General features: G+C 61.1%; 21 protein-coding genes. 1 reads left to right on the top strand and 20 read right to left on the bottom strand.

Going from position 1 to position 24796, the window contains the following annotated elements; all coding sequences use genetic code 11:
* Nucleotides 1-11: 11 nt before the first annotated feature.
* The 17 genes from NZK81_RS10960 to NZK81_RS10880 all read right to left on the bottom strand — a co-directional run bounded on the left by NZK81_RS10960 (nucleotide 12) and on the right by NZK81_RS10880 (nucleotide 19727).
* Entirely contained in the window at nucleotides 12-938 is a 927-nt protein-coding gene (locus NZK81_RS10960) for a DUF7146 domain-containing protein (RefSeq protein WP_013833359.1), read from the bottom strand.
* Nucleotides 939-1166: 228 nt separating this feature from the next.
* Complete coding sequence (locus tag NZK81_RS10955; protein ID WP_041558949.1) at nucleotides 1167-2330, bottom strand: DUF3800 domain-containing protein; 1164 nt, start codon at nucleotides 2328-2330, stop codon at nucleotides 1167-1169.
* Between the two features lie 194 nt (nucleotides 2331-2524).
* Nucleotides 2525-4024, bottom strand: coding sequence for an argonaute/piwi family protein (locus NZK81_RS10950; protein WP_013833357.1), 1500 nt, complete (start codon nucleotides 4022-4024; stop codon nucleotides 2525-2527).
* Nucleotides 4017-6632: an SIR2 family protein gene (locus NZK81_RS10945; RefSeq protein ID WP_198409093.1), complete on the bottom strand. Its 2616-nt coding sequence runs from the start codon at nucleotides 6630-6632 to the stop codon at nucleotides 4017-4019. The genes NZK81_RS10950 and NZK81_RS10945 overlap by 8 nt, the downstream gene beginning before the upstream one ends.
* Nucleotides 6633-7524: 892 nt before the next feature.
* Nucleotides 7525-7989 carry an A24 family peptidase gene (locus NZK81_RS10940; RefSeq protein ID WP_260046166.1) on the bottom strand — a complete coding sequence of 155 codons (465 nt, stop codon included), beginning with the start codon at nucleotides 7987-7989 and terminating at the stop codon, nucleotides 7525-7527.
* Between the two features lie 9 nt (nucleotides 7990-7998).
* Nucleotides 7999-9348: a tetratricopeptide repeat protein gene (locus NZK81_RS10935; protein WP_260046165.1), complete on the bottom strand. Its 1350-nt coding sequence runs from the start codon at nucleotides 9346-9348 to the stop codon at nucleotides 7999-8001.
* A gap of 4 nt (nucleotides 9349-9352) precedes the next feature.
* Nucleotides 9353-10321 (bottom strand): type II secretion system F family protein, encoded by a 969-nt coding sequence (locus NZK81_RS10930; RefSeq protein WP_260046164.1) that lies wholly within the window; start codon nucleotides 10319-10321, stop codon nucleotides 9353-9355.
* 1 nt (nucleotide 10322) lies between these two features.
* On the bottom strand, nucleotides 10323-11327 hold the full coding sequence (locus tag NZK81_RS10925; RefSeq protein ID WP_260046163.1) for a type II secretion system F family protein: 1005 nt from the start codon (nucleotides 11325-11327) through the stop codon (nucleotides 10323-10325).
* A 4-nt stretch (nucleotides 11328-11331) separates the two neighbouring features.
* On the bottom strand, nucleotides 11332-12738 hold the full coding sequence (locus tag NZK81_RS10920; protein ID WP_419181673.1) for a TadA family conjugal transfer-associated ATPase: 1407 nt from the start codon (nucleotides 12736-12738) through the stop codon (nucleotides 11332-11334).
* The gene (locus NZK81_RS10915) at nucleotides 12735-13940 is read right to left on the bottom strand and encodes a CpaE/TadZ family protein (protein ID WP_260046162.1); all 1206 of its coding nucleotides are present in this window, start codon (nucleotides 13938-13940) and stop codon (nucleotides 12735-12737) included. Before NZK81_RS10915 ends, NZK81_RS10920 begins: the two co-directional genes overlap by 4 nt.
* An 8-nt stretch (nucleotides 13941-13948) precedes the next feature.
* Nucleotides 13949-14578: a TadE/TadG family type IV pilus assembly protein gene (locus NZK81_RS10910; RefSeq protein WP_260046161.1), complete on the bottom strand. Its 630-nt coding sequence runs from the start codon at nucleotides 14576-14578 to the stop codon at nucleotides 13949-13951.
* A gap of 3 nt (nucleotides 14579-14581) precedes the next feature.
* The gene (locus NZK81_RS10905; protein WP_260046160.1) at nucleotides 14582-15115 is read right to left on the bottom strand and encodes a TadE/TadG family type IV pilus assembly protein; all 534 of its coding nucleotides are present in this window, start codon (nucleotides 15113-15115) and stop codon (nucleotides 14582-14584) included.
* Complete coding sequence (locus NZK81_RS10900; protein ID WP_260046159.1) at nucleotides 15112-16761, bottom strand: pilus assembly protein TadG-related protein; 1650 nt, start codon at nucleotides 16759-16761, stop codon at nucleotides 15112-15114. Before NZK81_RS10900 ends, NZK81_RS10905 begins: the two co-directional genes overlap by 4 nt.
* 21 nt (nucleotides 16762-16782) lie before the next feature.
* A complete protein-coding gene (locus NZK81_RS10895; protein ID WP_260046158.1) occupies nucleotides 16783-17067 on the bottom strand; it encodes a hypothetical protein in 285 nt (94 codons plus the stop codon).
* On the bottom strand, nucleotides 17057-18490 hold the full coding sequence (locus NZK81_RS10890; protein WP_260046157.1) for a type II and III secretion system protein family protein: 1434 nt from the start codon (nucleotides 18488-18490) through the stop codon (nucleotides 17057-17059). Before NZK81_RS10890 ends, NZK81_RS10895 begins: the two co-directional genes overlap by 11 nt.
* Entirely contained in the window at nucleotides 18477-19361 is an 885-nt protein-coding gene (gene cpaB, locus NZK81_RS10885) for a Flp pilus assembly protein CpaB (protein WP_260046156.1), read from the bottom strand. Before cpaB ends, NZK81_RS10890 begins: the two co-directional genes overlap by 14 nt.
* Before the next feature lie 177 nt (nucleotides 19362-19538).
* Entirely contained in the window at nucleotides 19539-19727 is a 189-nt protein-coding gene (locus NZK81_RS10880) for a Flp family type IVb pilin (protein ID WP_260046155.1), read from the bottom strand.
* 406 nt (nucleotides 19728-20133) lie between these two features.
* Between NZK81_RS10880 and NZK81_RS10875 the strand changes: the two genes are divergently transcribed.
* Nucleotides 20134-20964: a DUF2569 domain-containing protein gene (locus tag NZK81_RS10875; protein WP_260046154.1), complete on the top strand. Its 831-nt coding sequence runs from the start codon at nucleotides 20134-20136 to the stop codon at nucleotides 20962-20964.
* A 7-nt stretch (nucleotides 20965-20971) separates the two neighbouring features.
* Here the strand turns inward: NZK81_RS10875 and NZK81_RS10870 are convergent, their stop codons facing one another.
* Genes NZK81_RS10870 through NZK81_RS10860 form a run of 3 tightly spaced genes read right to left on the bottom strand, consistent with a single transcriptional unit; the run spans nucleotide 20972 to nucleotide 24767 of the window.
* Nucleotides 20972-22765, bottom strand: coding sequence for a hypothetical protein (locus tag NZK81_RS10870; RefSeq protein ID WP_260046153.1), 1794 nt, complete (start codon nucleotides 22763-22765; stop codon nucleotides 20972-20974).
* Nucleotides 22765-23205, bottom strand: coding sequence for a GtrA family protein (locus NZK81_RS10865; protein ID WP_260046152.1), 441 nt, complete (start codon nucleotides 23203-23205; stop codon nucleotides 22765-22767). The genes NZK81_RS10870 and NZK81_RS10865 overlap by 1 nt, the downstream gene beginning before the upstream one ends.
* A gap of 2 nt (nucleotides 23206-23207) precedes the next feature.
* The gene (locus NZK81_RS10860; RefSeq protein ID WP_260046151.1) at nucleotides 23208-24767 is read right to left on the bottom strand and encodes an NAD(P)/FAD-dependent oxidoreductase; all 1560 of its coding nucleotides are present in this window, start codon (nucleotides 24765-24767) and stop codon (nucleotides 23208-23210) included.
* Nucleotides 24768-24796 lie beyond the last annotated feature (29 nt).

Below are 24796 nucleotides of genomic sequence, written 5' to 3'. Positions count from 1 at the left end.
GGCCCGACCATTCAGGCCGCTTGCCGCAACCAGTCCTCCACCCCCTTCCCTTTTGCCCGCAGCACGTCATTCCAGTCGTTGAAGCCCTGGGGCGGGAAGAGCGTTTCAATCGTCCGGCCCGGCATGGCGTAGGCCTCAGCGGCTTTGGCCGCGCCGATCTGTCCGCCGCGGTCGTTGTCGGGAAGCAGGATCAGGCGGGTGACGGTGTCGGGGACGTCGATATGGGCCAAGCGCTCGTTTCCGAGCGTTGCCCAAACCGGGATGTCGAGCAGGAGGATCGCCGACAGGGCGGTTTCGATGCCTTCGGCAAGCCCGAGGGTGTCGTTTGCGGGTGCCAAGATAACAGCGCCTTGGCCTGGGCGACCGAGCATGCGCCGCGGGTTACCTAGATCGCGGGCGCGGAGCGGCTGGTCAGGATCGAGGAAAGTCCTCTGGAGTGCAACCAACCGGCTCCGCTCGTGAATTGCAGCAAGCATCGCTGGGCGGAACACGGCGCGTTTTCCTCGGCCGAGCGGTGTTCGCCGGTGAAAGCGCAAGGCAGGCGGCGACAGGATGATCGCGCGTCGCCGCAGGTATTGTTCGGCTGGCGTTTCGGCCAGAGGGCGCGCGCTATCCCACAGATCCAGCGCCCGTTGCCGCAACCATGCCGGGCTGAGCGACGTGGGCGATGATGATACCGCCGCCTCACCGCCCATTGAAATGTTGCGGTCGAGCCGCCGAATTGCCCGGATCACGTCGAGCGTGTCGCAACCGGCGAAGCATTTGAACAGCAGCGCTTTCTCGCCGACACGGATCGACAGGCTGGGTGTGCGGTCATCATGGGCCGGGCAACGACACATTGCGCCTTTCGACGACCAGGTGCCACCGAGGCGTTTGACGAGATTGGCTGCGTGAGTTTCGAGGTCGAAATGGGCGGCAGGATTGTAGAGATCGGGCATAGCACCTCCGTCTCACCTCACGGCACACCTCCACTCCTGGATGCAGGAATTTCTAACCATAGACGGCGGCATAGCCGACCTTCTCGAATCCTGATCGACCCGCTGGAATTTGCCCTTGGTTCCTAGGGCAAAAAACGGCGGAGATAGCGGATTAGACGGACAAGAGGTTGTCCACGAACCGCAAAGTGAACGTCATTCGACTGCATACTGTCCCGACCGTATCTCAGTTCAGCCAAGCTTCTTCGCAGCTTCCTTCTTCATCGCATAGTCCGCCATTGCCGTGAGCCGGCGTTCCTCGCTCTCGACCTGGAACGCACGTGCGCGTTCAAGGGCATCAGCAGGTAGCGGTTTCGCGTAAATATCCTTGAGCGCCTCTTCGGTGGCACTGCCCGCTCCCGCGAAGGAGAAGTCATCCTGATAGGCGCGGCCATAGACATAATCGAGAAGTGCCTGGCATTTCTCCGGCAGCGCATCGCCACGAAGTGTGCGGGCAAACAGCCAAAGAATGGCATCGATTATCTGGATGCCGGCGCTCTCCTGAGCGGAAGAAATCTCCAGTTTGCTACCGAACACCTTCCGCAGGACAAGCCTCTCGCCGAAGGGTAGGTTGACCGCGCCTGGAAGGGCATTGGCATACATGTCGTGCCAGAATTGGAGAGCCGGTGCGAATTCGTGCTGACGATCGTGTTTGATCACCTCCACTGACCGCCTCCAAATTCCCGATTGTCGCTCGATCCCGGCAAGCAGGTTCCCGAACCCCACCATATTGGGCATGTGGCCCTTGCGGCCGATCTTGGTCTGGTGAACGAAATCCAGCCCCTCCGGGTTGGCGACAACCCAGTCGAGTGCATCGTTTACGATATCCTGGGATCGTTGGTCGACGATATGCCGCACATGCTCCTTCAGAGCCGAGCAGAAGCCTGCCATGCCGTCCCTGGCCTTGGCTTCGTTCTTTTCCAGCAGGGCGTTCCAGAACTGCTGGGCAAGTTCGTCGTCGAGGATGGCAGCCAGTTTGAAAACCATCATAATACGCAGTGGCCGGATGTTGTACACCTGCCAGGGTACAGCCTTGTTCTCAAAACAATCGAAGATTGTGTCGAATATCTTCGAGGCCATCACGTACTTCTTTTCGACACGAGCGAGAAAGAACGCGGGCCCAGCCTTGCGCACGACCTTCAAAATCGCGGGAGCAAGCTCCTCAAGCTTCGCAACGCCAAGCTGATTGGCATGGATTTCCTTCTCGCTTATAGAGGAGGCGATCATGGCAACCTCGGCACCGAAGCGTTTGTCAAAGTCTGAACGCGTCAGCAACGCCGCCGTTACGAACAACGGCTGATTATCGTCTAGGAGGCGTCCGCCAGTGTTGCCCGTCTCGTCGATGTAAGCGTGCAAATTCCACTTCCCGTCTTCTATCTAACCTAGCGATCAGGCAAACCTACTAATCACCGCGCCATGGATGAACGAGCAAATGCAGCCAAAATTTCAGACGGTCGACTCAGTGATAGAAAAACCGAGCTGAACTCGTGGCCTCGGCAGGTCAACAGGTGACAAACGGCGTCTGTAAAACCAGAACCTGCACTCCCCCTCTACACAAAATATCGAAATGAAGTTTCATCAGGATCCTGCTCTCCATATTCATTGAGAATTCCGCCAACCCGTCGGGCGAAAGAGAGGGTAACGGGCCATTTTCCGCGGATATCCGCCGTGTTCCAGTTCATACGCGTCAAGTTGAAGATATCGGTTGCCGCAGCCAATGAATCCTCGGGGCCGATCGAGCGCACTTCGAATGGCTGAGGTATGTGCGGACCGGGATAGGTCTCGATCTCTGGAATATAGCCAGATGTGTAGAGGAAGGTCCGCGCTCCGTTCACCGTGCAGATTGTGCCAACTTTTGGAGGGTACATACCAAAACGTACGAGGCGGAATGCGCTCGGCACCATCGTCACGAGGCTGACGATAGGAATGTCCCCGAGCGCGGCGCGAAAGCCCCGGATCTCCGCCTGGTCGAACTGGCTGGTCTTATGGATCACCAATCGCAGCGGAGAGCGACCCGTACGTGCCCCATATTCCGCGATGATGCGTACGCCGAGATCATAAGCTTGATCCTCGGAAAGATGCACGTTCAGGCGTTGATCCGCCTCGGCCGGCACTCCGGTGCCCCGAATTGCGAAACCTTCGCCTTCGCTCGAGAAAGCTTGGGCTAGGCTCGATTGCACAATGTGGCGCTGCTTCGTCCGATAGTGGTGAAAGCTTATCCCAACGAAACAAGTCTCCGGCCCGGGCGGACTCAACCGCCAAGGAACGCCGCCTGCCTTGTAGTATAAGCCAACCGAGAAGTTCCAGGCGCGGGTGGCGGGATCCTCGCTCTTAGGACCATCCTCTAGCAACCGTGGTGTGACGATCTGGATCGGCAGCCGCGCCGCCAAGGCCCTGGCCTTGAGCGCATGTCTCAGATCGCGTTTGAGGAAATCATCTTCACTTTCCTCGACTTCATCGAGCAGGTCGAAGAAATCGGTTTGTCGACTCGCACGCGCTTTCCTGATCGCCTTTGCCCGCTCTCGCTCGGCCTCTGTATTCTGGCGCTCGACCGTTCTGCACTTGTCGAGAACGCTCTGCGGGAGGCACACCAACACGACATCGGGACGGTTCACGTCTCGCCCAGCGAGACGTTGAAGACTGGCATCGTAGAGATCGACGATCGTCTGAAAGCGTATGAACGCGTCTGAGCCCGCGAGCGCAAGCTCGATCGAATTGTCACCTGCCTCGGCCAATGCAATGGAAAGATGCGTTGAATAGACCAGCTTCTTGCGGAAAACCTCCGAAAAACCCGGAAACGGTCGTCGCAACGATGTGGCCGGGCCGAACGTCGGTATTCCGGCCGCGCAACGGGTCAACCATTTCTGCGCGCTATCGATCATATCCGCAGGACCGATCACACCGACATGGATCGCATCCTTCCGGGCCGCTCCAAACCGAAGATCAAAGGGTCCGGCACTGTCGAGACCCGATTTGGGGTCGGACGTGGATGCGGCCCCACCGAATTGCAGCGGAGGCGAGCGCAGCTCGAAAAGTGACAAGTCAGTCATCGTCGCTCACCCGCCCGAATGCGCTCGCCGGTTCGGGTTCCCGCAAGTCGTCAAGCTCGACCATGTCGGCCAACTCCGAGAGCTCTCTGTCGAGCTCTTCGAGTTCGTCCGGGTCGCCTTGGACGATCGCAAGTTCATCGAAAGCGTTGGAGTTCAGTGAGGCCCCAGGAAGCTGGTTGCTCATGACAATATTGGGTGCGAACCGGGATAGGCCACCGCTCACATCTGGCTGGAGAGAGAACAGCCCCTCTGACTGTTCCGCCAACATCGCCTGCCAAAAGGCGAGGTCATTATGGACACTCGAATTGAAGTCCTTTGCCGCCCGCCGCGTCGACAGGCTGTTGATGAGCTCGTTGCCGATCAGCCGTCCAAAGCCATTTCGCGTGAACGCGTAACCGGGCGAGAGGATGATGCACCACTCGGAGCCATAGGGCGCAACCGAGATCGAAAGCGCCTTGTGCTCGTAATAGGATATCTCGCCCGTATCCCGCTTCGTCCGGGCCTTGACCACCGTTCTCGTGGCTCGCTTATATCGGGCTTTGTAGGTAATCCGACGTTCCTGCTCCTCATCGAAACGCGGGAAATGGGCGCGCTTTCGCTTGAAATCGATCTGCATCCCGAGCGCGCGGCAATGTCCGAGTACGGCATCGACGAGGAGTTTGATCAGGATATTCTCGCCGTTCGGAAGATCCATGAGTTCTTCAGGCGTGACCGTCTCGACATCTCCAGGATCGAACGGCGTCACTAGCGCATCGGTAATCTCGTCGAGGTCGTAGAGTGTGTAGAAGCGGCCGTCTTGGACGTGTCCAGGAGGTACGGGGAGGTCGCCCGCGGAACGATATAGCCCCCCGGTATAAGTCGCAGTCGTCCCAGCATGCCAGATCCTATCGGGCATTGTATGGATGGGCAAAAGGTTCGTGGTGAAACGTGTGACCTGTGATTCATCCGCGATAGCGGTATTCGTGATGTCGTCCACAGCCTCGGGACGGGCCTTTATCTCGACGTTGAACGCCCTGTTCTCGTCCCCCGGTCCGAAATCCACGTCGCCATTGTTGTTGATGGTCTCTTTCCACATATCCGACAGACCCGATCCGGTATGGTCCATCTGGCCGCCGCCGTAGAAGAGATCGGAGATGACCGGATTTCGGTAGCCTTTGATGCTGCGCCGACCACTCTTGATCATGGCCTGAAGTTCTTGATCGTAAATCTGCGCAGCGACCGTATCGACAAGACCTCCAGGGCTCCTGGTGACGATCCGCTCGGGCGTAACCACGATCTCGACCGGATCGGGGCAGGCATAGTCACGATGCACAAGCGCGTTCACGATCATCTCTTTGAGGGCCAATGGACTGTACGAACGGACCTGCCGCGACACCTCCTGCTTCAAGCGAAACTGACGGTTGACTCGTGATAGCAACTCGGTGAGCTGGTCGAGCTGTGACCACAGATTTCCGCGGATATCCACCTCGACGAGAGAGCCTTCCGCATTGGGTTCGTGCAGAAGATCGACATCGTCGCCAAGGCACTGACGCAGCCAAGTCTCGGGCCCGAGCGCACGGAAGCGCACAAATGCACTGGGTATCAATACGGTCGGATCATTAGAGAACAACAACCAACCCGCCACCGTCGGAACGGTCGCATCGTCGTTAGCCATGAGCAGGTTGAAGGTGGTGCCCATTCGAAGCGTCCAGTCTTCCTCATAGGAATCCGGTGCCCAGTTGTTGAGTACGGCGGCATATTCACGGAGACGTGTGAAAAGCAAAACGCGATCGATGTTATCGAGAAGGCCCCCAGCAATCGGGGTCATGTCGAGCGGCAACTCGGGCGGCCGATAGCCGTGGTTACGCCGGGTCGGTTGCGCTCCTTCGGCCACCAGCCGATTGTATAATTCGATCTCGAAAAGATCGTCGAAGCCCGAAATCGGTACTTTAGTGAAGTTACCGCCGATGGCCGACGCGAGTTCCGCAACCATTGGAGGCATCGGCGCGTCGATCTCTCGGTCCAGCACACACCAGTAGATGCCGTGATAGAATTTGCTGGTGTAGTCTATGTTGTCGAGGAAAAGACCACGCATCACCGAGGGTTCGGCGCCACGATAGCCGACGACAATGATGGGATGGTCGCGGAGCAGCGGTCGCACACGTTCGACGATCTCGCTGTCCATATTTTGGACGTCGATCGCCAGATTCTTGTCGGTCAAATGCTCTACCGAGCCGTGCAGGTAAACGAGCTGAGGATTTTCCGGCGCTGATGAGAAGCGGACTAGGTCCGATGGTGTCTTGATCGCCACCAGATGGTGAGGCCGCGTCACCAGAACTCGGGCGTTTTGAATGCATTCGTCAAAGTTTGTCGTGAGGACGGTCGCTATCCAGCCTTGGTGCAGGATGTTGGCAAGACCTCTGTAGCCCCGATTAGGATGCACGGGTGGATGGATCATGTCCTCGAAAAAGACGCGCCGGTCGTTTGCAACGTTCAACAGGTTCTTGACCGCATCGGGATACAGCTCCGCAAGGAGAACATCCGTTGAAAACCACGGCTGCGCGGTCAACCAAGGCCAATAATCCGCGCGGCGGACGCTCGGATCATTTGGTAGGCGATCGTTGTCCAAGCACCACCGCCATTTAGCGATTCTCTCGACAGCTTCCCCGGCAGCCGGGATCCCTGACGAGATGGACGCGCCTGCTCCCAATAGAAGAACAGGCTCAGGTTGCCCGCGCAGCAGCGATCGTAGCCGACCCGGCACGGCTCGTTGGACTTCGGTCGGGATGAATTCGGAAACCGGACCACTGCCTGCCAAGCGACTGACCCCATGCCTATGGATAATGACGAACAAATGTCGAACGCAATCTGCGCGATTTGGTTCGTGAAGGAAAGCCCCGGGGCGTTACTATCCAGACTTTTGAAGCCCGCTGGCACGGATGGGGCCGTGTGGCATTTGTAATGAACCGCCAATCGCCTCGCGAAATTGGTTATTTTCAAGATTCGGTCTCGGGATACTGATCGACGAGAACGAGGTCCCTAGCTGCGTCGCATATTGACGACTCTTGAGGTTGTTATTCGCAACTCGTGAACACATAAATTGCCATTCTGGAGTGTCCGACCGCCACGCAATTCGGGCTGTGCGCCGGTCACTTCAATGTAGTGCTTGACCATCGCCCCTCGTGCTCCCCGCGCGCAATGCCCTGCAGATATCAGCATTATGTTTGCCGACGCCGTTGAAACCGCACTTACCATACAGGAGCCGTGGGAGCATCCGTGGGAGCATCGCGGTAATCAGGGGGATTGAGCGGGAATGCGATTGGCGGTTTTCTGCCATTTCTTTCCCCTGGAGCCCCCTGCAATCCCTTGTTCCTCAGGTTCGAGTCCCGTAGGGGTCACCATTAGCGCCGCTGGCCTTCCCACAAGCCGATCCTTCGTCCCATCGAGACGAAAAAGAGCGTCAATTCGGCGTCGGCCCGACGCGCGCACCGTCGGACCCGCCCGGCGCCGAATTCCGCCCTTCAGAAAACGACTTCCAGATCGGGCAGGAGCGCCAGCATGAGCCCTCCGGCGATCGCAACGCCGTAAGGGACCGTAAACGCCGTTTTCCCCTTCTTGCGCAGCGCCAGGCTGCGACGCAGAATCATCATCGCAACGAGCAGCACCAGCCCCACCAGCGAAGTCCATCCCAGCAAGCTGAGCGCTCTCGAGAACGGGATCGCAAGCGCCGCCGCACTATAGAGCTTCGCATCGCCGCCGCCGATCATGCCCAGCGCGAACAGCCCCATGCCCACGGCTAGCGCCAGAACCGCGTGAAGCAAGTGGCTGCCGACCCCAGCCAGATCATTCGTCATAATCGCGTAGAAAAGCGCAACGCCGGCAAGGACCAGGCACAACAGGTTCGGGATGTGCCGATGCCGGACATCGCCGATGGCCGCAGCAAGCACCAGCGCGTAGCACGCGAGGACGAGTATCGCTTCAAGCATTGACTGGCCTCAGGCTGTCGCATCGGAAAAGGCGACGAGTACCGGTGCGGCATCCGCCTGCACCTGATCCTGCGCGCTGTTCGGGGAGGAAACGCCGATCACCTCCATCACCGGAGCAGCCCCCGGCGACGAGACGACGTTGAGGCAGGATCGCGATCCCGACAAAGTCTGCACGCCGTGGCCCTGGCACTGCTCCTTGACGCCGGAGCCGGCATCGAGACTGGCAGTGTGGATCTGCACCGGCGGCAGGACATCGTGCAGCAGACCGTCCGTCGCATCGACCATGATATGACCGGCACCGGAACCCGCTGCAGGCGCGGCCGCCTTGCCGAAGGCTGGCGCCGGAATGAGGTCGCGAAGGCGCGCGGGGCCGGAAGCCGCGTCGTCGTGCGCGAAGCGCACGGTACCGTGCAAACGCTGGATGTTGGCCGCGAACTTCGGGTTGGCGGGTTCGAGAGCCGCTGCCATCTGCATGTACCGGTCGGCAAGGTCGGGGCGACCGAGGCGCGCATAGACGACGCCCAGGCCATTGCTGGCGTCTGCCAGAGTGTCGCCCTGCCGCTGTGCGACACGGAACAGCCGGGCGGCCGTGGCAAGGTTCCCCGCCGTCAGTTCGGCCCTCGCCTGCTGCAGCGCCTTCTGTCCTGCAGAGCGGGAGGCATCGCCATTCGCCGCGGCACGAGTGCCCGGCGCACTTTCAAAGGCAGACGTGGCAGGGCTTGCCGTTCCCGCCGTGGGCGGCTCGATTGCCGGAGAATGCGTCACCGCCGGCGCGGGCTGCATCGCATCGCCGGATGCCGGCCGAGGCGCCCGAAGGCTCTCGTTCCTCGTATCGACCCTCGGTTCCGCTTCGGCCAGCACCGGCGGGTTATCGGCGCTGCCGGACTGCGACGCGACGCGGCGGGCATCGGCCCCCACCTGCGAGGCCACACGCCCCTGCGCGGACGGCACCGGCTGTTTCTGCACCGCCACGCGCGTCGTGCGTTCCAGCCTATGGAGGTTGGTAGCGAAGCGATTGTTCGAGGGCTCCATCTCGGTTGCCTCACGGAAATAGCGGGCCGCGACATCGAACCGCTTCATCCGTGCATAGACGACGCCCAGGCCATTGGTCGCATCCGCTTTCGTTTCCGGGAAACGCTGGGCCATGCGCAGGGCTTCGGCCGCGGCGGCGAGATTGCCCTCGGCGATGTGCGTCCGCCCCCGGATCAACAACGCCAGGCCGACGACGTCGTCGCGGTCCCGGGGAGACATGGCGCCCGGCCTCACATGCGAGAGGTCGGACGAGCCAAAGATCGACTGGCACCCGCCAAGCCCCAGCAGGCTAATTGCAACGAACGAAGTCCTCAGTCTCTTGTTCATGTCCTCAACCTCCATTCAGCGCCGGGAACAGCTCACGTACTGCGTGGATGATGCCGGGAAGCATCAAGACACCGATGACCGTCGGCAGCATGCAGATAACCAGCGGAATGGAAATCAGCACGGGCAGGCGATGCGCCTTCTCTTCCGCCCGCAGCCTCCGCTTCTCCCGCATTTCAGCGGCGTAGACGCGCAATGTCGCAGCGATGCTCGTGCCGAGCTTGTCCGACTGGATCAGAAGCGTGGAAAAGCTGCGGATCTCGTCGACGCCGCTGTTTTCCCCCATCTGGCGCAGCGCGGACTCGCGTTCGGCGCCCGCGCGCATCAGCAGCGTCGCATTCGAGATGACCTGCGAAACGAGCGGATGGGACAGCACCATCTCGCGCGCCACGCGGTCCATGGCCGATTCCAGCCCGAGGCCCGCCTCCACGCACACCAGAAGAAGATCCAGCGCGTCCGGGAAACCGTTAATCACCTGCTCGCGGCGCCGATCCGCCTTCGCCGTGATGTAGAGATTGGGAAAGTAGAGGCCGATCAGCGCCATGACCGCGACATGCATGTAGAGCTTGAGATCGCTCATCGGTTCGCCCGGCAGGTAGATAAGCAGGATGTAGCCGAGCGGAACAAGGAAGATCATCACCAGCCGGGCCAGAGTGAAGATACGCGGTGCCGACGGCGAATCGTAACCGGCAGCGCGCAGTTTCCTGCGCAGCTTGTCCCCTTGCGTATCCTCGAGACTGAGCCCCGCCTTCTCGATCGCATCGGCCAGCTTCGACCAGGCCGTTTCCTTCTTGTGGAACAGCTGCTGGCTCGCGCTGCGTGCCGTGTCGTTCGACAGGCGCTGAAGCTCGTTCCTGATCGTTGCCCGCCGCGAAGACAGGTTCGCGATCTGCACGCCCGCGAACATGATGCCCGCAAAGATCGCCGCCAGCAGGAAGAAGCGGATCGTGGCATTTGCTGCGATAAGCTCGATCATGTCAGACCTTCAGATCAACAAGCTTGCGGATCCACAGGACCCCCAGAAGGAAAAGGGCGATGATCATGGGGAACCCGATGTAGAAAATGGGGTCCATCGCCACGTCGAAATAGAATGAGGGGTCCGTCAGGAAGAGCGCCAGGAAAGTGAGAATGGGCAGGACTGTCAGCAGCCAGCCTGTCATGCGCCCTTCGGAACTCAGCGCCCGGACCTTGAGAAGCAAGGTCGCGCGTTCACGGATCACTTCGGACAGGTTCTCCAGGATTTCCGCGAGATTGCCGCCGGTCTCGTTCTGCACCGAAAGCGAGACCACGAACATGCGAATGTCATCGAGGTCCCAGCGTTCGGCCATGGCATCGAGCGCCTCGGTCAGCTCGGCGCCATAGGAAATCTCGTCGCCGACCAGACCGAACTCGCTGCCAATCGGGTCCTCCATCTCGTTAGTCATCAGGTCGAGCGCCGAAGCGACGGGATGCCCGGCCTTCAACGCGCGCACGAAGATGTCGAGGGCAACCGGAAACTGCGCCTGCATCCGCTTGCGCCGCCGCTGGGCAAAGACGCTGATGATCTGCAGCGGAATCGCGATGGCAGCGCCCGCCGCAACCGCAATGATCAATTGCAGCACGCCGAAGGTGATCGGAAAGGAATAGATGAAGGCCAGGTACCAGGCGCCCAGCCCGAAAAAGACGAAGAGCCCGATCATGCCGAACATCGTCTCGGTGGGTCCGAACGGCAGCCCCGCCATCAGCAGCTTCTTGCGCAGGTTACGCAGGGATTTTGCCACGAAACCCGTCGCGTTCGGCCCGAATGTCGGATCGTTCTTCAAGAGCCGCGCAACCACGTCCTCGCGTTCGGCCCCGGTCGAAATCATGCGCAAGCGCTTGTTCACGGCCTGCCGGTGCGCACGGCCTTCCAGCCCGAGCCGCAGGACAAGCTGCACGAACAGGAACACCGATCCGAAGATCGCCACGAAAATCAGGGCGCGGAAAAGTTGACCGTCGAACATCGCGCTAGGCCAGCTTGAGATTGGGACGGAAGAGATCGGGGCTCAGGTCGATCCCCGCCTCGTGGGCCTGGACAAGGAACTTGGGCCGGATGCCGGTAGCCTCGAAATGACCGAGAACCTCGCCGGATTCCGTCCTGCCTTCGCGCTTGAAGCGGAATATTTCCTGCATGGTGATCACCTCTCCCTCCATGCCGGTGATCTCGGACAGGCTCAGCAGCTTTCGGCGGCCGTCGGCCATTCGGCCGATCTGGATCACGATCTGGATCGCCGAGGCAATCTGCGCCTTTGCCGACCTGGCCGGCATGTCGATCCCGCTCATGCCGATCATCTGCTCGATGCGCGACAGGGCATCGCGCGGCGTGTTCGCGTGCACCGTCGTCATCGATCCGTCGTGGCCGGTGTTCATCGCCTGGAGCATGTCGAACGCTTCCCCGGCACGCACCTCGCCCACGATGATGCGGTCGGGACGCATGCGCAGGGCGTTCTTGACGAGATCGCGCTGGCTGACCTCGCCCTTCCCTTCGATGTTGGGCGGGCGGGTTTCCAGTCGCGCGACGTGTTCCTGCTGCAACCGCAGTTCCGCGGAGTCCTCGATCGTCACGATGCGCTCGCGGTGATCGATGTAAGACGACAAGGCGTTGAGCAAGGTGGTCTTGCCCGAACCGGTACCGCCGGAAATGAGCACGTTGCGCCGGCTCCTGACGACGGCAGAAAGGACTTCGGCCGCCTCGCGCGGGACGCTGCCCAGTTCGATCAGGCGCTCCATGCTGATCGGCGCCTTCGAGAACTTGCGGATCGACAGCAGCGAACCGTCGATCGCCAGCGGCGCGACAATGGCGTTCACGCGCGAACCATCGGCGAGACGCGCATCGACGAACGGGGAAGATTCGTCGATGCGCCGCCCCACCGCGCTGACGATCTTCTGGATGATCCTCAGCAGGTGTCGCTCGTCCTGAAACTTGGTGGGCACGCGTTCGAGCAGGCCGTGCCGCTCGACGAAGACGGTCTCGTGCCCGTTCACCAGAATGTCGGTGATGGTCTCATCCGCCAGCAACGGCTCGAGCGGCCCGAGACCGAGCAGTTCGTTCAGCACCTCCGAGACGAGGCGCGCACGCTCCTTCGCATTCAGCGCCGTGTTCTCTTCGGCCAGCAAGGCCAGGACCACGTCGCCCACTTCCGCCTCGATCTGCGCCCTGGACATTTTTTCCAGCATCGTGAGGTTGATGCGATCGAGCAGCTTGCGATGTATCGTGGTCTTGAGCCGCAGGAACTGTTCGGCCTGCGATAGCGGCTTCGGTTTCGCCGCAACGGCGGCCTGAGGGTGCGGCGCCGGGGCGGATGCGTGGCTATCGACCTCTCCCGGTTCGACGACGTCGTCGAGTTCCTTGCGTGTCCTGACTTTCCAGATCATGAAGCATCTCCCGCCACGAGGATATCGGACAGTGCCTGCGCCAGGTCCGCTACTTCCTTGGCGAACCTGCTTTTCTTGTGCATTTCGTCCGCCAGCAGGCCCTGATCCTGCGCAAGGGGCAGAATGTCCTTGTCCAGATGGATTCCGCCCAGCACGCGCCGGTTCAGCGTGCGATCGACGTCGTCGAGGTCGATCGTCTTGAACAGCTTCTTTTCGAGCCGGTTCACGACGATCGAGATGTTCCGGTTCTTGACGCCAGCCGTCGCGAACAGCTCGAGACGACGCTTCGCCTGCCGCAGGCTTGCCACTGTCAGTTCGACCACCATCACCACGTGGTCCGCCGAGACGACCGTCGAGAGGTTCCAGCTCGTCCAGTTCGAAGGCAGATCGAGCAGGACGTAGGAATATTGCAGCCGCGCATACTCGATCGCCATCAGGAGATCGTCGGCGTCGATCTGTTCGATCGGCTGGATCTCGCGCGGCGCCGTGATCACGCTCAGAGTATCGGAATGGCGCGTTGCGACCGACCGGACGAGATCGGCGTCCATGCGATCGGGCGATGCGAGAAGATCCCCCAGCCCCTGACGCGGCGACAGTCCCAGGACATCGCCGACAGTCCCGTACTGGACATCCAGATCAAAGATGCAGGCACCCCTGCCCGCCGGATCGTTCTTGCCGAGTTCATGCGCAAGATGGGTGACGACGCTCGTGGCACCATTGCCGGCAATCGCTCTCACGACCGCGATGACGGGGGCCTTGGAGGATTTGCGATCATCCGCCCGCCGCTGGGGAACGCCTGCCCCCAGCGCAGCCTGAACCAGCTCCTCGGGATCGAAGGGAAGCGCGATGACATCGCTGATACCCTGCTTGAGCAGGGTCTTGACGACAGACAGGTTGGCGTCCGCCAGGGCAAGGATCTGCGGCAGGTCCGGACGCCGCCCCCGGATCGACGCTGCCCGGTGCAACGAAGCCGGGACATGCGGGTCCGTCTCCAGCACCAGCAGCGCGCATTCGGAAAGGACTTCGTCCGGCACGGGCATGTCCGCCGGCAGTTCCACCAGCTTTGCCCCCCGCACGAGCGCATGCATAGGAGCGCTTCTCAGCTCATCCAGACGGGCCTTCGAGCCCACGATCACAAGTCCTGCGGGAAGACGCAATTCGCCGTCCTTTCCAAAAGTCGAGAGGATGTCTTCCTTGCCCATGTTCATGCCTAGTTTGAGACCGTCCCCTGACCATCTTCCATAGTCAGAGTATAACTGGCCGCCGGGACGGGTACGTCCTGTTTGAATATGTAAAGCGACAGAGGTTTATATTTCATCTGCTTTAACTTGACCGTTACAAGCGGTGCGACATCCGCTCCATTCGGATCACCGGCAAAGCCCAGCCCCGACCACCTGTATTCGATCACGACGTTCGAACCGTCGATTTCGGGATAGATGTACTTCATTCGGGCGACGATGTTGTCCCAGGCCGTCTGCGCCGCCGTGTCGATCGCCGTGCTGAAAGCGCATGCATTGCAGGGACAGGACAGCGTTCCAGACGCCTCCTCGCATGTGATGTCGGGAAAATTGCCTGCCGGGACTACGGTGCCTTGAGGGATTCCCCCGCTCACGGCAAAGCTGTAGTTGTACAGCCCATTGGATGCCGTTCCCCCCGGAATGATCTGCGTCGTCACCGCCATGCGCGCGCCCATCTGGGTCGCTTTCTCGGCCCGGTTGAACGCCCAGGCATAAAGGCCCGCATCAATGATCCCGAGCAGGAACAGCATGATGATCGGTAGCATCATCGCAAATTCGGCTGCCGTGGTACCTGTCGAACTATGGAGAAGGCGGCGCAGCATCGGTCAGATCCCCATCACGGCAGCTTGTGCGCTGGCATTGAGGTTCAAATTGCCCGAAAGGCCGCCCAGAACACCGAAGAGCGAGGTGTAGGCCACGGACGCGGATACCGTCACGGTCGCTGCGCCATTTGCCTGCGTTCTGTACACCCCCTTCGTGAAGGCCGAATTGAACGCGCAGGTCACGGTAACGTCGGAAGCGACCCAACCATTGAGCCGTGCCGTGCCCCCGGAAAGCTGCCCGGTGCGCGTAAGTTCCCTGACCTGGCCCTCAAGAGTGGGATCCACCGCGCCCGTCCCGCCGATCACGGCACCACCGGAATCATAGCGCGTGCAATTCGTGAAATTCGAAAAGGGGGCACGCCCGGCAAAGCGCGCGCCATCGCGCACGGCCTTGGTCACCACATGCTGCGAATAGAGGAAGTGCCCCCCTTCGAACATCGCGAAGAGCATCACGACCAGCAAAGGCAGCATCAGCACCATTTCTGCGGAAGCCGTGCCACGCCGATCGCGACCGAAGCGGAGGGAAAGGCTGCTCATTTTATCAGGTACGGGACATCCTTGCGGATGTCCTGCCCTCCGGACACGTTGCCTTCACCGCCGAGATGCGATGGCCCTATGATCTCCATGTAGATCGAATCCGCGATCGAACCGTTGGGACGGGCATCGATGACAGGCTCCACCAGGAACATGTCGACCCATTCGTCCACCTTTACGGCCGTCGACGATCCGCTGAGCGACGAGCAGTTCTTCACGATGGCGACAGTGAGCACACGGCGGCTGGCAGCAGGCGTGCCCGTAGAGCATACGGGTCCGCCGTATTGCCGGTCACTGCCGGCTGCCACGCCGAGCGGCGTCGTGTTCGCGCCCGGTACGCTGCCTCCGGTCACGTAGCTGCCGGAAGCATTCTTGAGCAGACCAAGCTCCCAGAGATAGGTCTCGTAGCGCGTCCAGCTCCCGGCACCTGTCGGCGCGCCCCCGTGATACTTGTCGAAATAGTCGCCGCGCGCCCAGATGCCGTTACCGTACCGGTTGTTGGGATCATTCCCGCAGGCCTGGCCGTAGCTCGCATAATGGCAAAGGTCGCGCGGCAGCCCCATCGCATCGATCGACGGCGAATGGGTCGTATCGTTATAATCCTGCAGCGGATCGGTGCTCGTGATCGAACTGGCTGGCTTGGGCCAGAACTGCCGGTCTTCCGGCGGCAAATGCCAGCCTGTATTGTGCAGCTTGCACGATTGGCCATTCGTACTGGTATCCGCTTTGACGACATCCTTCACGACATTGCTGGCTGCCGGACACCTTCCACTGAAACAGGGCGCCAGCGTGGTGCCATTGCCGCTCGCAAAATCGTAGATGTCGAATCGCGTATTGAGGGCGTCGTAAAGTGCCTGGGGATTACCCGTTTCCGGCTTGGTCCCGTCAATCGGCACACAGTCCAGCGTCGTCGTATCGAAAGCGAGAGCCTCCACGAGGTCGGAATTCTGCCCCGCGCCCACCTCAAGGAATCCAAAGTCGCCCGGCCCCCATGCCCCGACCGTACCACCCGTACCCGATTGGGTGTTGCCATGCCCGGTGACCTGAATACCCCAGCCCTTCTTGCCCGCCGCGTTGAAGGGCTGTGTGGGATCGGGGCTGCAGATCATCATCGGCGGCACCTTGCAGATCGAGGAACCGACGCCGGCAAGCGCACGCCCCCCCACTGATCCGTAAAAAAGGCCGGTTATCGGGGTGAAGGCATAATGGGCGACACGTCCGTTGGGCGTCGGATTGTTTGCATCGAAAACAACCTCGACGAAATGCGCGTTGCCATCACTCGTCGCGGCCGTGGTCCCGTCGCGGTCCTGCCAGAAACGCACGGCCCCAACTGCGTCGCAGGTGGACTCGTTTGCAACGGAGACATCGATGCCAAGCCCGTCATTGGCCAGGATCGCACGATTGCTGACGAGCGAACTGGCCGCAGCCGCTGCCCGCGAACACGCCCCACTCTCACTGTCGAGTTGAGTTGCCGCCGCCAGCGCCGCCTGATCGGCCGCGTTCTGGAGCTCGCTGTCCAACCCCGCGAGGCGCGAATAATCGTAGGCGACACCGGCAGCCATCACCAGCGCAGGAAGTGCGAGAGCGTATAGCGCTGCTGTCGCACCGGTCTGGTCCTGCCAGAATTGCCTCGGACTACTCCTGACCATTGCTCCTCGTGGTGCCCTGCCTCAATTGGATCCCGTGCCTGTCTGCACGTTGCTCGTGGTGACGCGTTCCGGCTTCTCGACCGACCCGGTCGTGTACTTTTCGATGGCCCTTGCCGCCTGTACGCCGCTGCTCGCAGCCGGCTCGTCGTACTGCGGATCGGGATCGATCACCTGCGCCATCATCGTCTGCCGGTTGGCTTCGCCGAAGGCCGCATCGCCCGGCTCCTCGAACACCGAGTGCTCGCAGGCGCTCAAACTCAGGGCCGACAGAACCACCAGGACTGCGCGCAAGCGATCAGTATTCATAACCGTCTCCCGAATTCGAATTCTGCACGGCCGGGGCCGTCGGCGCTGCCGGAGCCAGCGGCTTGGGATCGTAGGGTTCGCCCAAGAGCACAGTGTCAGCGGCCTTCGGATCGTTCACCCGGTCGGTCGGCAGCTTGACCTGCTCGGGCTTGATCGGAGCGACCAGCCGCGGCGTCACGACGATGAGAAGCTCGGTCTCGCCCTTCTGGAATGCCGTCGAACGGAACAGGGCACCAAGGATCGGGATGCTGCCCAGCAGCGGCACCTGGTTGACATTCGTCTTGAAGTCCTGCTGGAGCAGCCCCGCGATCGCGAAGCTTTCGCCATCGCGCAGTTCGAGAACGGTGCTGGCCCGGCGGGTCTGAACGCCCGGGATCGTGATGCCGTTCAACGTGACCGACGCCGCCGGATCGATGGAACTGACTTCCGGTTCGACCCGCAGGTTTATCGTGCGATCGCCCAGAACCGTCGGCGTAAAGCCCAGACTGACGCCGAAGGGCTTGAATTCCACGGTCAGCGCCTGCCCGCCCGTGCCGGTTCCGACGTTACCGCCCTGCGCCACCGGCACCGGGAATTCGCCACCGGCCAGGAACGAGGCCCTCTCCCCCGAAAGCGCAACGAGTGTCGGTTCCGCCAGTGTCTTGGCGAAACCCTTGGTCTCCATCGCATCGAGCACGGCATCGATGTTGAGGCCCCCCAGCGTGAAGGACTTGCGGAAAACACCGAAGGAATTGGTGATCGCGCCGAGCTTGAGAATACCCTCGCCGGTGTCGGCATCGGGAACAAGCTGCGCGCCGCTGCCGATCGCGGCCGAGAACGAACCGCCCTTGCTGTTCGCGAAAGCGCTGACGCCGATGTCTTCGCCGGTGGAGCGGCGGACTTCGGCAAAGCGCACCTCGAGCATGACCTGCTGGCTGCTGCCCACGCTGAGCATGTTGACGACCTTTTCGCCGGCATAGGTCTTGGCAAGGCGCATGGCCTTGTCGACCGCACCGGGATCGGACACGAGACCGGTCAGCACCATGGAATCGCCCGAAATGCTCGCCTGAATGTCCTGCCCCGGAATTAGCCGGGCAACCTGCGCGGAAAAGGACCGCACGTCGGGACCGACCGAAACGTCGATCACGCTGAGGACACGCCCGCCCGCATCGTAGAGCGTCAGGCTCGTCGTGCCCATGGCCTTGCCGAGCACGTAGATCGAGCGATCCGTAAGCGGCATGACATCGGCGATGTCGGCGTTGCCCACCATGGCCCGGGCAATGGCCTTGTCTGCCGTGACCACCTGGCTCTTGTTGAGCGGAACGTCGAGCATTCCGGCATGGATGAAGGCATCCGCCTGCGCCACGGCAGGCACCGTCCCTGCTGGCAGGGAGAAGAAGGCGGCGGCGAGCGCGGCCCCTCGAAGAGTCTTACCAACCCGCATAGCGCTTCACCTCGTAATCGGACTGCTCGGTGCCGCGCACCACAGTCATGATCGGACGGGCCACGCTTGCCGGGGGCCTCGGCGTCCTGGAGCGAACCGTGCGGCGACTGGCGGCGAAGCGGACCGGAGCGGCACCCGACCTGAAAGCACCAAGGTCCCGTGCCGTAACCGCCCGCGTCTGCCCGACGGACTGATCCTCGACATTGCGCAGTGCCAGGCTGAGCGTCCCCGTCTGCTGTGCGAGAACGAGGCGTTGTGCCCCGTACTGGTCGACCAGCACCGTGGCCGTATCGCCCACCATCGGCTCGGTCTCGTTTTCACTGGACCGCTGATTGATGCCGATCACCTGAACGTTTTCCAGCAGCACGCTGGTCATCTTGTTTTGCGGGCCGCCGTCGTTTCCGGGAAGCTGGCGGGTCAGCATGATGTCGACCACATCGCCCGACGTCACGAAGCCGCTCACGCCGGTCACCGCGGTGATCGGGATCGAGACGGCACGAAGATCCTTGGGAATATTGGCGGAAATCGTCGCCCTGCCGTTCACGCCGGAAACGCGATCGGCGAGCACCGGTTCGCCAATGGTGATGGGCCGGAGAGCGACGTGGTTCCCCGCCACCAGCTTGTCGACACTGTCGAAAGCCCCCACCGGCACCGAGTCCCTGGGCCAGCTTACCAGCCGCAGGTTTTCCGGTGTGAGCTTGGAGCCGAACTGAAGTTCCTGCCGCGCAACGACGACACGAACCATGTCGTTCGCCTGCGCTTTCTTTTCCTGCTGCACGTCCACGCTGGTGAACCATGAATTGATCAGGAATATGGCGAGCAACCCCAAAGCCGCCGCCACAGCCAGGATTATGATATTCCTGCTGGCCATGTTGCCCCACCTTGCCTCTCCGGACAATTTCCATTGCCCTGCTTCATGCCTATGGGAGTTTTATTTAAAATTCATTATTATCGCGATCGGCTTCCACGTAACCCCCTGTGGTTCGGCGTGCCGACAATGTCCCCACCTGCACAAAACCGCACAGGTGGGGCATCGCATGAACCGCGATTACTTGCAGTTCGTGGCGTCCGGCACGTTGAGGCAGTTCGCCGTATTGGTCATGCGGCCCTGGATCGAAGTCGCCAGCGTGGTGGCGCCCGTGTAGATCGCCAGCCCGACGACCACGAGGATCAGAGCGTACTCGGCAGCCGAAGCACCGGATTCGTCGTTGGCAAAGTTCTTGATGAAGTTGGTCATTACGATTCCCCAATTCAAACCGCCTGACCCGTTTCACGCCAGGCGTTCATTCCCCAGGCTCCGGCATCTATTTCCGGCTGGCCCATGCCCCTATCGTCAGGCTGCACCGCATCCCTGCCACATCATGAGAAATCTCAATGCGTTAGAGAAACCATGAAGCCCCCCTCTAAGGGGATGCCCGTATAGTGCGTTAGCTAATCGGCCCGGTCAATTACCAAAGTTTAACTTCCCCTTTACCGTTCAAGATTAGGACAGAATACGATCAGATAACTTACAGACTTTGCCCGCACTTTATTATCAGCCTTTCTTCGCGCACCAGCATAGCGCATTGAAATATAGGCGAAACCAGCAATGAAGCGCATGAAAGCAGCATAGTCGACAGCGATAAGGCCGGAGCCAAGTAGCAATGACAATACCTGTCGTGTTTTCTGCGCTTGGTCTGCGAATGCAGCGAATCGCGATCAAATATATCGAATCATTCGAATACAAGACGCAGGCTCTGGTTCGATTCTTCCATGCCCGTATGGACGGCCTCATTCTTGGATGGATCGGACTGATGCTGCTCGCCAGCCTGCCACGCATCCTATTTCCGGCCACGCCTGTTCATGGCATGCAGGATCTTGTCGAAGTCATGCTGCCCTATGGGTGCATCGCAATCGCCCCTATACTGGGCTACCGACTGGCCGCAGCAGGTTTCCCGCATGCGCCTTTATTGCAAAGGGGCGGATCGCGGCGGTTCAACTCTGGCAAATGGCGCCAGCTCGATCCGCATGATGCGCGGATGCAGGCGGATTTCGGCCCGACCGGCTTCATGGCCTCACTGATGGTCGGCATGCTTCTGAACGTGCCGTTCAGGGCGATGGAATTTCTGCTTGCCGTACCCGCGATGAACAGCAACGCGCCGACGTGGGGCACGACCATCTTTCACATCATGGCCGCGGACGTCTGCCTCATGAGCTTCCTGTACATGGTATGCTTCGTGCTGGCCCTGCGGACCATTCCGCTCTTTCCACGCATGCTGGCGATCGCCTGGGGCGTGGACATCGCCATGCAGTTCGTCATCGCCAACGCCGTGGCCGCCAGTCCCGACCTGCCGGGCGACGTCGCCATGGCCGTGAACGACCTGCTTCACGGCAACGTCCGCAAGGTCCTGATCAGCATAACCGTATGGCTGCCCTACCTGCTGCTGTCGCGCCGGGTGAATCTGACCTATCGCCAGCGCGTCGCCATCGCCTGAAAGCGCCCTAGCGCACCCGATAGACGCGCAGAAGAGAGTGCCCCAGCCCGTTGACCGGCTGGAGCCAATCCGGCACGTCGCCCCTCTGCAGGTTGTTGATAAGGCTGTCCCGCCGCCGCGCCGTTTCGCCCTTGCCCCCGGGGAGCCTCGCACAGATCACGACATAGTCGGCATGGTTGGCCTTGACCAATCGCTCCGCATTCGCGGGGTTTCCCTCGAATGCCAGAAGGACTTCGCGGATCTTCTCACCGTTGCGATGGTAGTTTCCAGCCACGACGGTGTGATGCGTGGACGCGATTATCGAAGCCCCCAGGCTCAGGGTCGTGAACAGATGGCTCGGCTTGAGCTTGCCGAGGTCCTTGATCACGCATGAATTGCGGCCGTTTGCAACTTGCGGCGGCGGGGCATCGTCAGGCTGATTCCCAACCTTTGCGACGAGTTCAGAAGTCACCAGCGGCAATATGGCAACGCCGCAGACGATCGTCAGTACAATCCGAAGCAATGGCGAACTAATGGCCCGGGCACGCGGCAAGTATATTCCAAGCAGAACGGCTGCAAAGGGTATGGCCAGGACTTGCGCGAATATCGTCGAACGGTAGACCACCAGCGACAAGATCCATGCGACAATGGCCAGCAGGAACAGCAGCATCCAGGCCCGGCGGCGGTCCCGGTCTTCGTCACCCCTGACGATCGACACATATCCTGCAATGATCAGCCCGCCCACCCAGAAGACCGTGGTCACGGCCTTCACGCCTTGTGCGTAGATCGGCATGCCTTCCCTGATCTGCATGTACCATTCCTGCTTCAGGAACGGATCGAGATCGGCAAACGGGTTGATCGCACAGACCCCAAGGACGCCGTAGACCAGCGGCATTGCCACCAATGGCAGCGGGAGCAGGCCCGCCGCCCGCCAAATGGGCCCTTTTTCGCGGAACAGCCGAACGGCGAAGCCGGCAAGCAGCGCGGAGATCGCGAATGCCACGAGATGCGGCCAGGAAACGACGTCGCAATGCAGAACCTGATAGGCGCCCGGTTCCCTGGCAGTTGCGAAAAGGACAAGACTGAACAAGGCGAGGCCGGACAGGAACCAGACCACCGCCGGAATCGCCCAGAGAACGAAAACGAGACCATAGAGCGCTGCCAGGGTCGCAACGAGCGGAAGTCCCTCCAGAGAAATCGCAAGCTGAACAGCGGCAAGGGCGCCGCCGACGAAAGCTGCACGCGGCGAGTTGATCCGCACGAGGCACAGCGCCGCAGCCAGCAGACAGATCGCCTGCCAGCCATGATGGTCTATTCGCCCGGGAGAGAAGTTGAATATCAGCATCGGGAAAAATGCGACCAGAGTCGCCCCCGTCACCTGAAGCACCTGGCTTGTGCCCAGCTTCTTCAGAAGTGCGGCAGACAGGGCCATCGCGCAGCCCAGTTCCAGCAGCGGAACGAAAATCACCGCCGCCCCTTCTGCCAGCGGTTGTCCGAACAGTGGCTTCAACAGGACGATGAAAAACGCCAGCGGCAGGTCTACCAGCCGCGACCAGTGCATGTCCGCGCCGATTGGCGGGTTCATGCGATATTGGCGCAGGTCGAACCACCCTTGTCCCGCGAGAAGGTCGCGAACCTCGAGCAGACGCATGTAGTCGTCCGGCCCGTAGAGCTTCATGACCCCAATTCTGCTGGCCCCGAGCCCCCCGATCAGCAATGCATAGACGAGCCAGACATGCCAGGCCTTTACCCGGGCGAGCCATGGCCAGCAGATCTCCTGGAATGCCGGACCTTCTGCCGGCACATCGGTCTTGTTCGGCATCACTCTCCGCCGCGAAAAACGATCCGGCTACGCAGGCCCCAGGTGAGCATGAAGCTGGCGACAACCGCCAGGACCTTGGCCAGCCTGGGGTCGACGCCCGTGTAGTCGCCCACCCCCACGATGAGCGTGGTAAGGGCAAGTCCCGCCAGCGCGGACAGGACGAAGAGAACCTTCTGCCGGGTGCGCGCCAGGCCGTCGCCCGCCACGGTATCATGGAAGACAGCGCGGCTGGAAAGCAGCCAGTGGACCAGAATGCCGAGACTGTAGCTCGCCGCGGAGGCCAGTGTCGCCACCATGCCCACCTGCAGCAGGATGAGGAACGATCCCATGTCCGCGCCCAGCGCGACCACGCTGGCACCGCAATAGCGGGCAATGCGCAGACGCATCATCTGCTGCAACAGATCCGACAGACCCAGCCTGCGGGACGGGTTGATCTCCATCTTCAGGCGGCCTTCCTGACTTTGCCGGACCGGGCACGCTGCGGCACTTCGCGCACCGACGCCAGCGCCACCGCCTGATCCCTGGTGACCGCGCGGGCAGGCAGGGTTTCCTGCACGCCCTCGTCGCCCGCCTCGTGATACTCGGCATCCTCGTTCACGCACCAGATGTCGTAGACGCGCTTGCCGGCCAGGATGTTCTCCACGGTCAGCATGGCGGTCATCATCGCATGGTCCTGATTGTTGTAGCGGTGCATGCCGTTGCGCCCCACGAGATGAAGGGACGGAAATTCCTCCTCCAGTTCGTGGCGGATGGCCGCGACATTGTCCGCATAGGCATCATCGTAGACAGGATAGGCCTTTTCCTGGCGCACGACCACACCGCCCAGCACATCGGCCGGATCGCACAACCCCAGAATGGCCATTTCCCGCGTCGCCAGCGCGACCAGCTCGTCGTCCGAAGCCGACCACAGCCCGTCGCCCTCGAAGCAGAAGTATTCGAGCCCCACGCAGGCCACGTCCGATTGCGGCACCATTTCAGGCGACCACGACCGGAAGTTCTGGATGCGCCCGACCTGGACCTTGCTGTCGTGAATGTAGATCCAGTTGTCCGGAAAGAGTTCCTCGGAGCGGATCTTGAGGGCGACCGTCAGGAAGTCGCGATACTTCAGTCTGGCGGCCTGAATGTCGGTTTTCGGCTTCGGGTCCATGCGCGCAGCCAGTTCGCGCATCGGCGCCGAGCTGATGACGTCCCGCGACGTGACGACAAGGCCGCCATCGGCACTGCCGGCAGTCATCCGCCACCCGCCGCGCCCGTCCGAGGAGAGGCTCTCCAGCGCATGGCCCATGTAGACACGGGATCCGGCGGCCTCGATCTTGTCGCGCGCGGCTTCCCACATCATCCCCGGCCCAAGACGCGGGTAGCGGAAGGTTTCGAGCAAGGTCTTCACCGCCTGCCCGTCGTTCGGCGCACGGTGCAGGCCCAGCGAGCGCTTGAGCCCATCCATCACCGCACCCCAGAGCGAGAGACCCTTGATCCGCTGGGCAGCCCAGTCCGCGCTCATTTCATCGCAGGGCATGCCCCAGACCTTCTCGGTGTAGGTCTTGAAGAATATCGAATAGAGCTTTCGGCCAAACTGGTTGGTCGTCCAGTCCTCGAAACTCTTCACGTCCTTTACCGGAAACAGCTTGGCCTGCAGATAGCTGGCCATGCAGGCCGCCGAACGGAACAGGCCAAGGTTGTACAGCGCCTCGAAGGCCCGGAGCGGATACGAGTAGTACTTGCCCTCGTAGTAGATCCGGCTCATGCGCGGACGCTGAATGAAGTCGTCGGGAAGAATCTCGTTCCACAGGTCGACAACCTGCTGACTTTTCGAAAAGAAACGGTGCCCGCCAATGTCGAAGCGATAGCCTTCGTGCTCGACCGTGCGGCTTATTCCACCGACATAGGTCGCGTCCTTTTCGATGATCGCCACGCGCTTGCCCTTCTTGGAAAGAAGATAGCCTGCGGTAAGGCCGGCGGGCCCTGCACCGATGATCGCCACATCGACATCTATCGTCTGCATAACAAGAATCACCCCCTGTGTGCTTCTTG

Source organism: Novosphingobium mangrovisedimenti (assembly GCF_025153475.1).
Classification (GTDB): Bacteria; Pseudomonadota; Alphaproteobacteria; order Sphingomonadales; family Sphingomonadaceae; genus Novosphingobium; species Novosphingobium mangrovi_A.
This window is presented reverse-complemented; position numbering and strand designations above follow the sequence as displayed.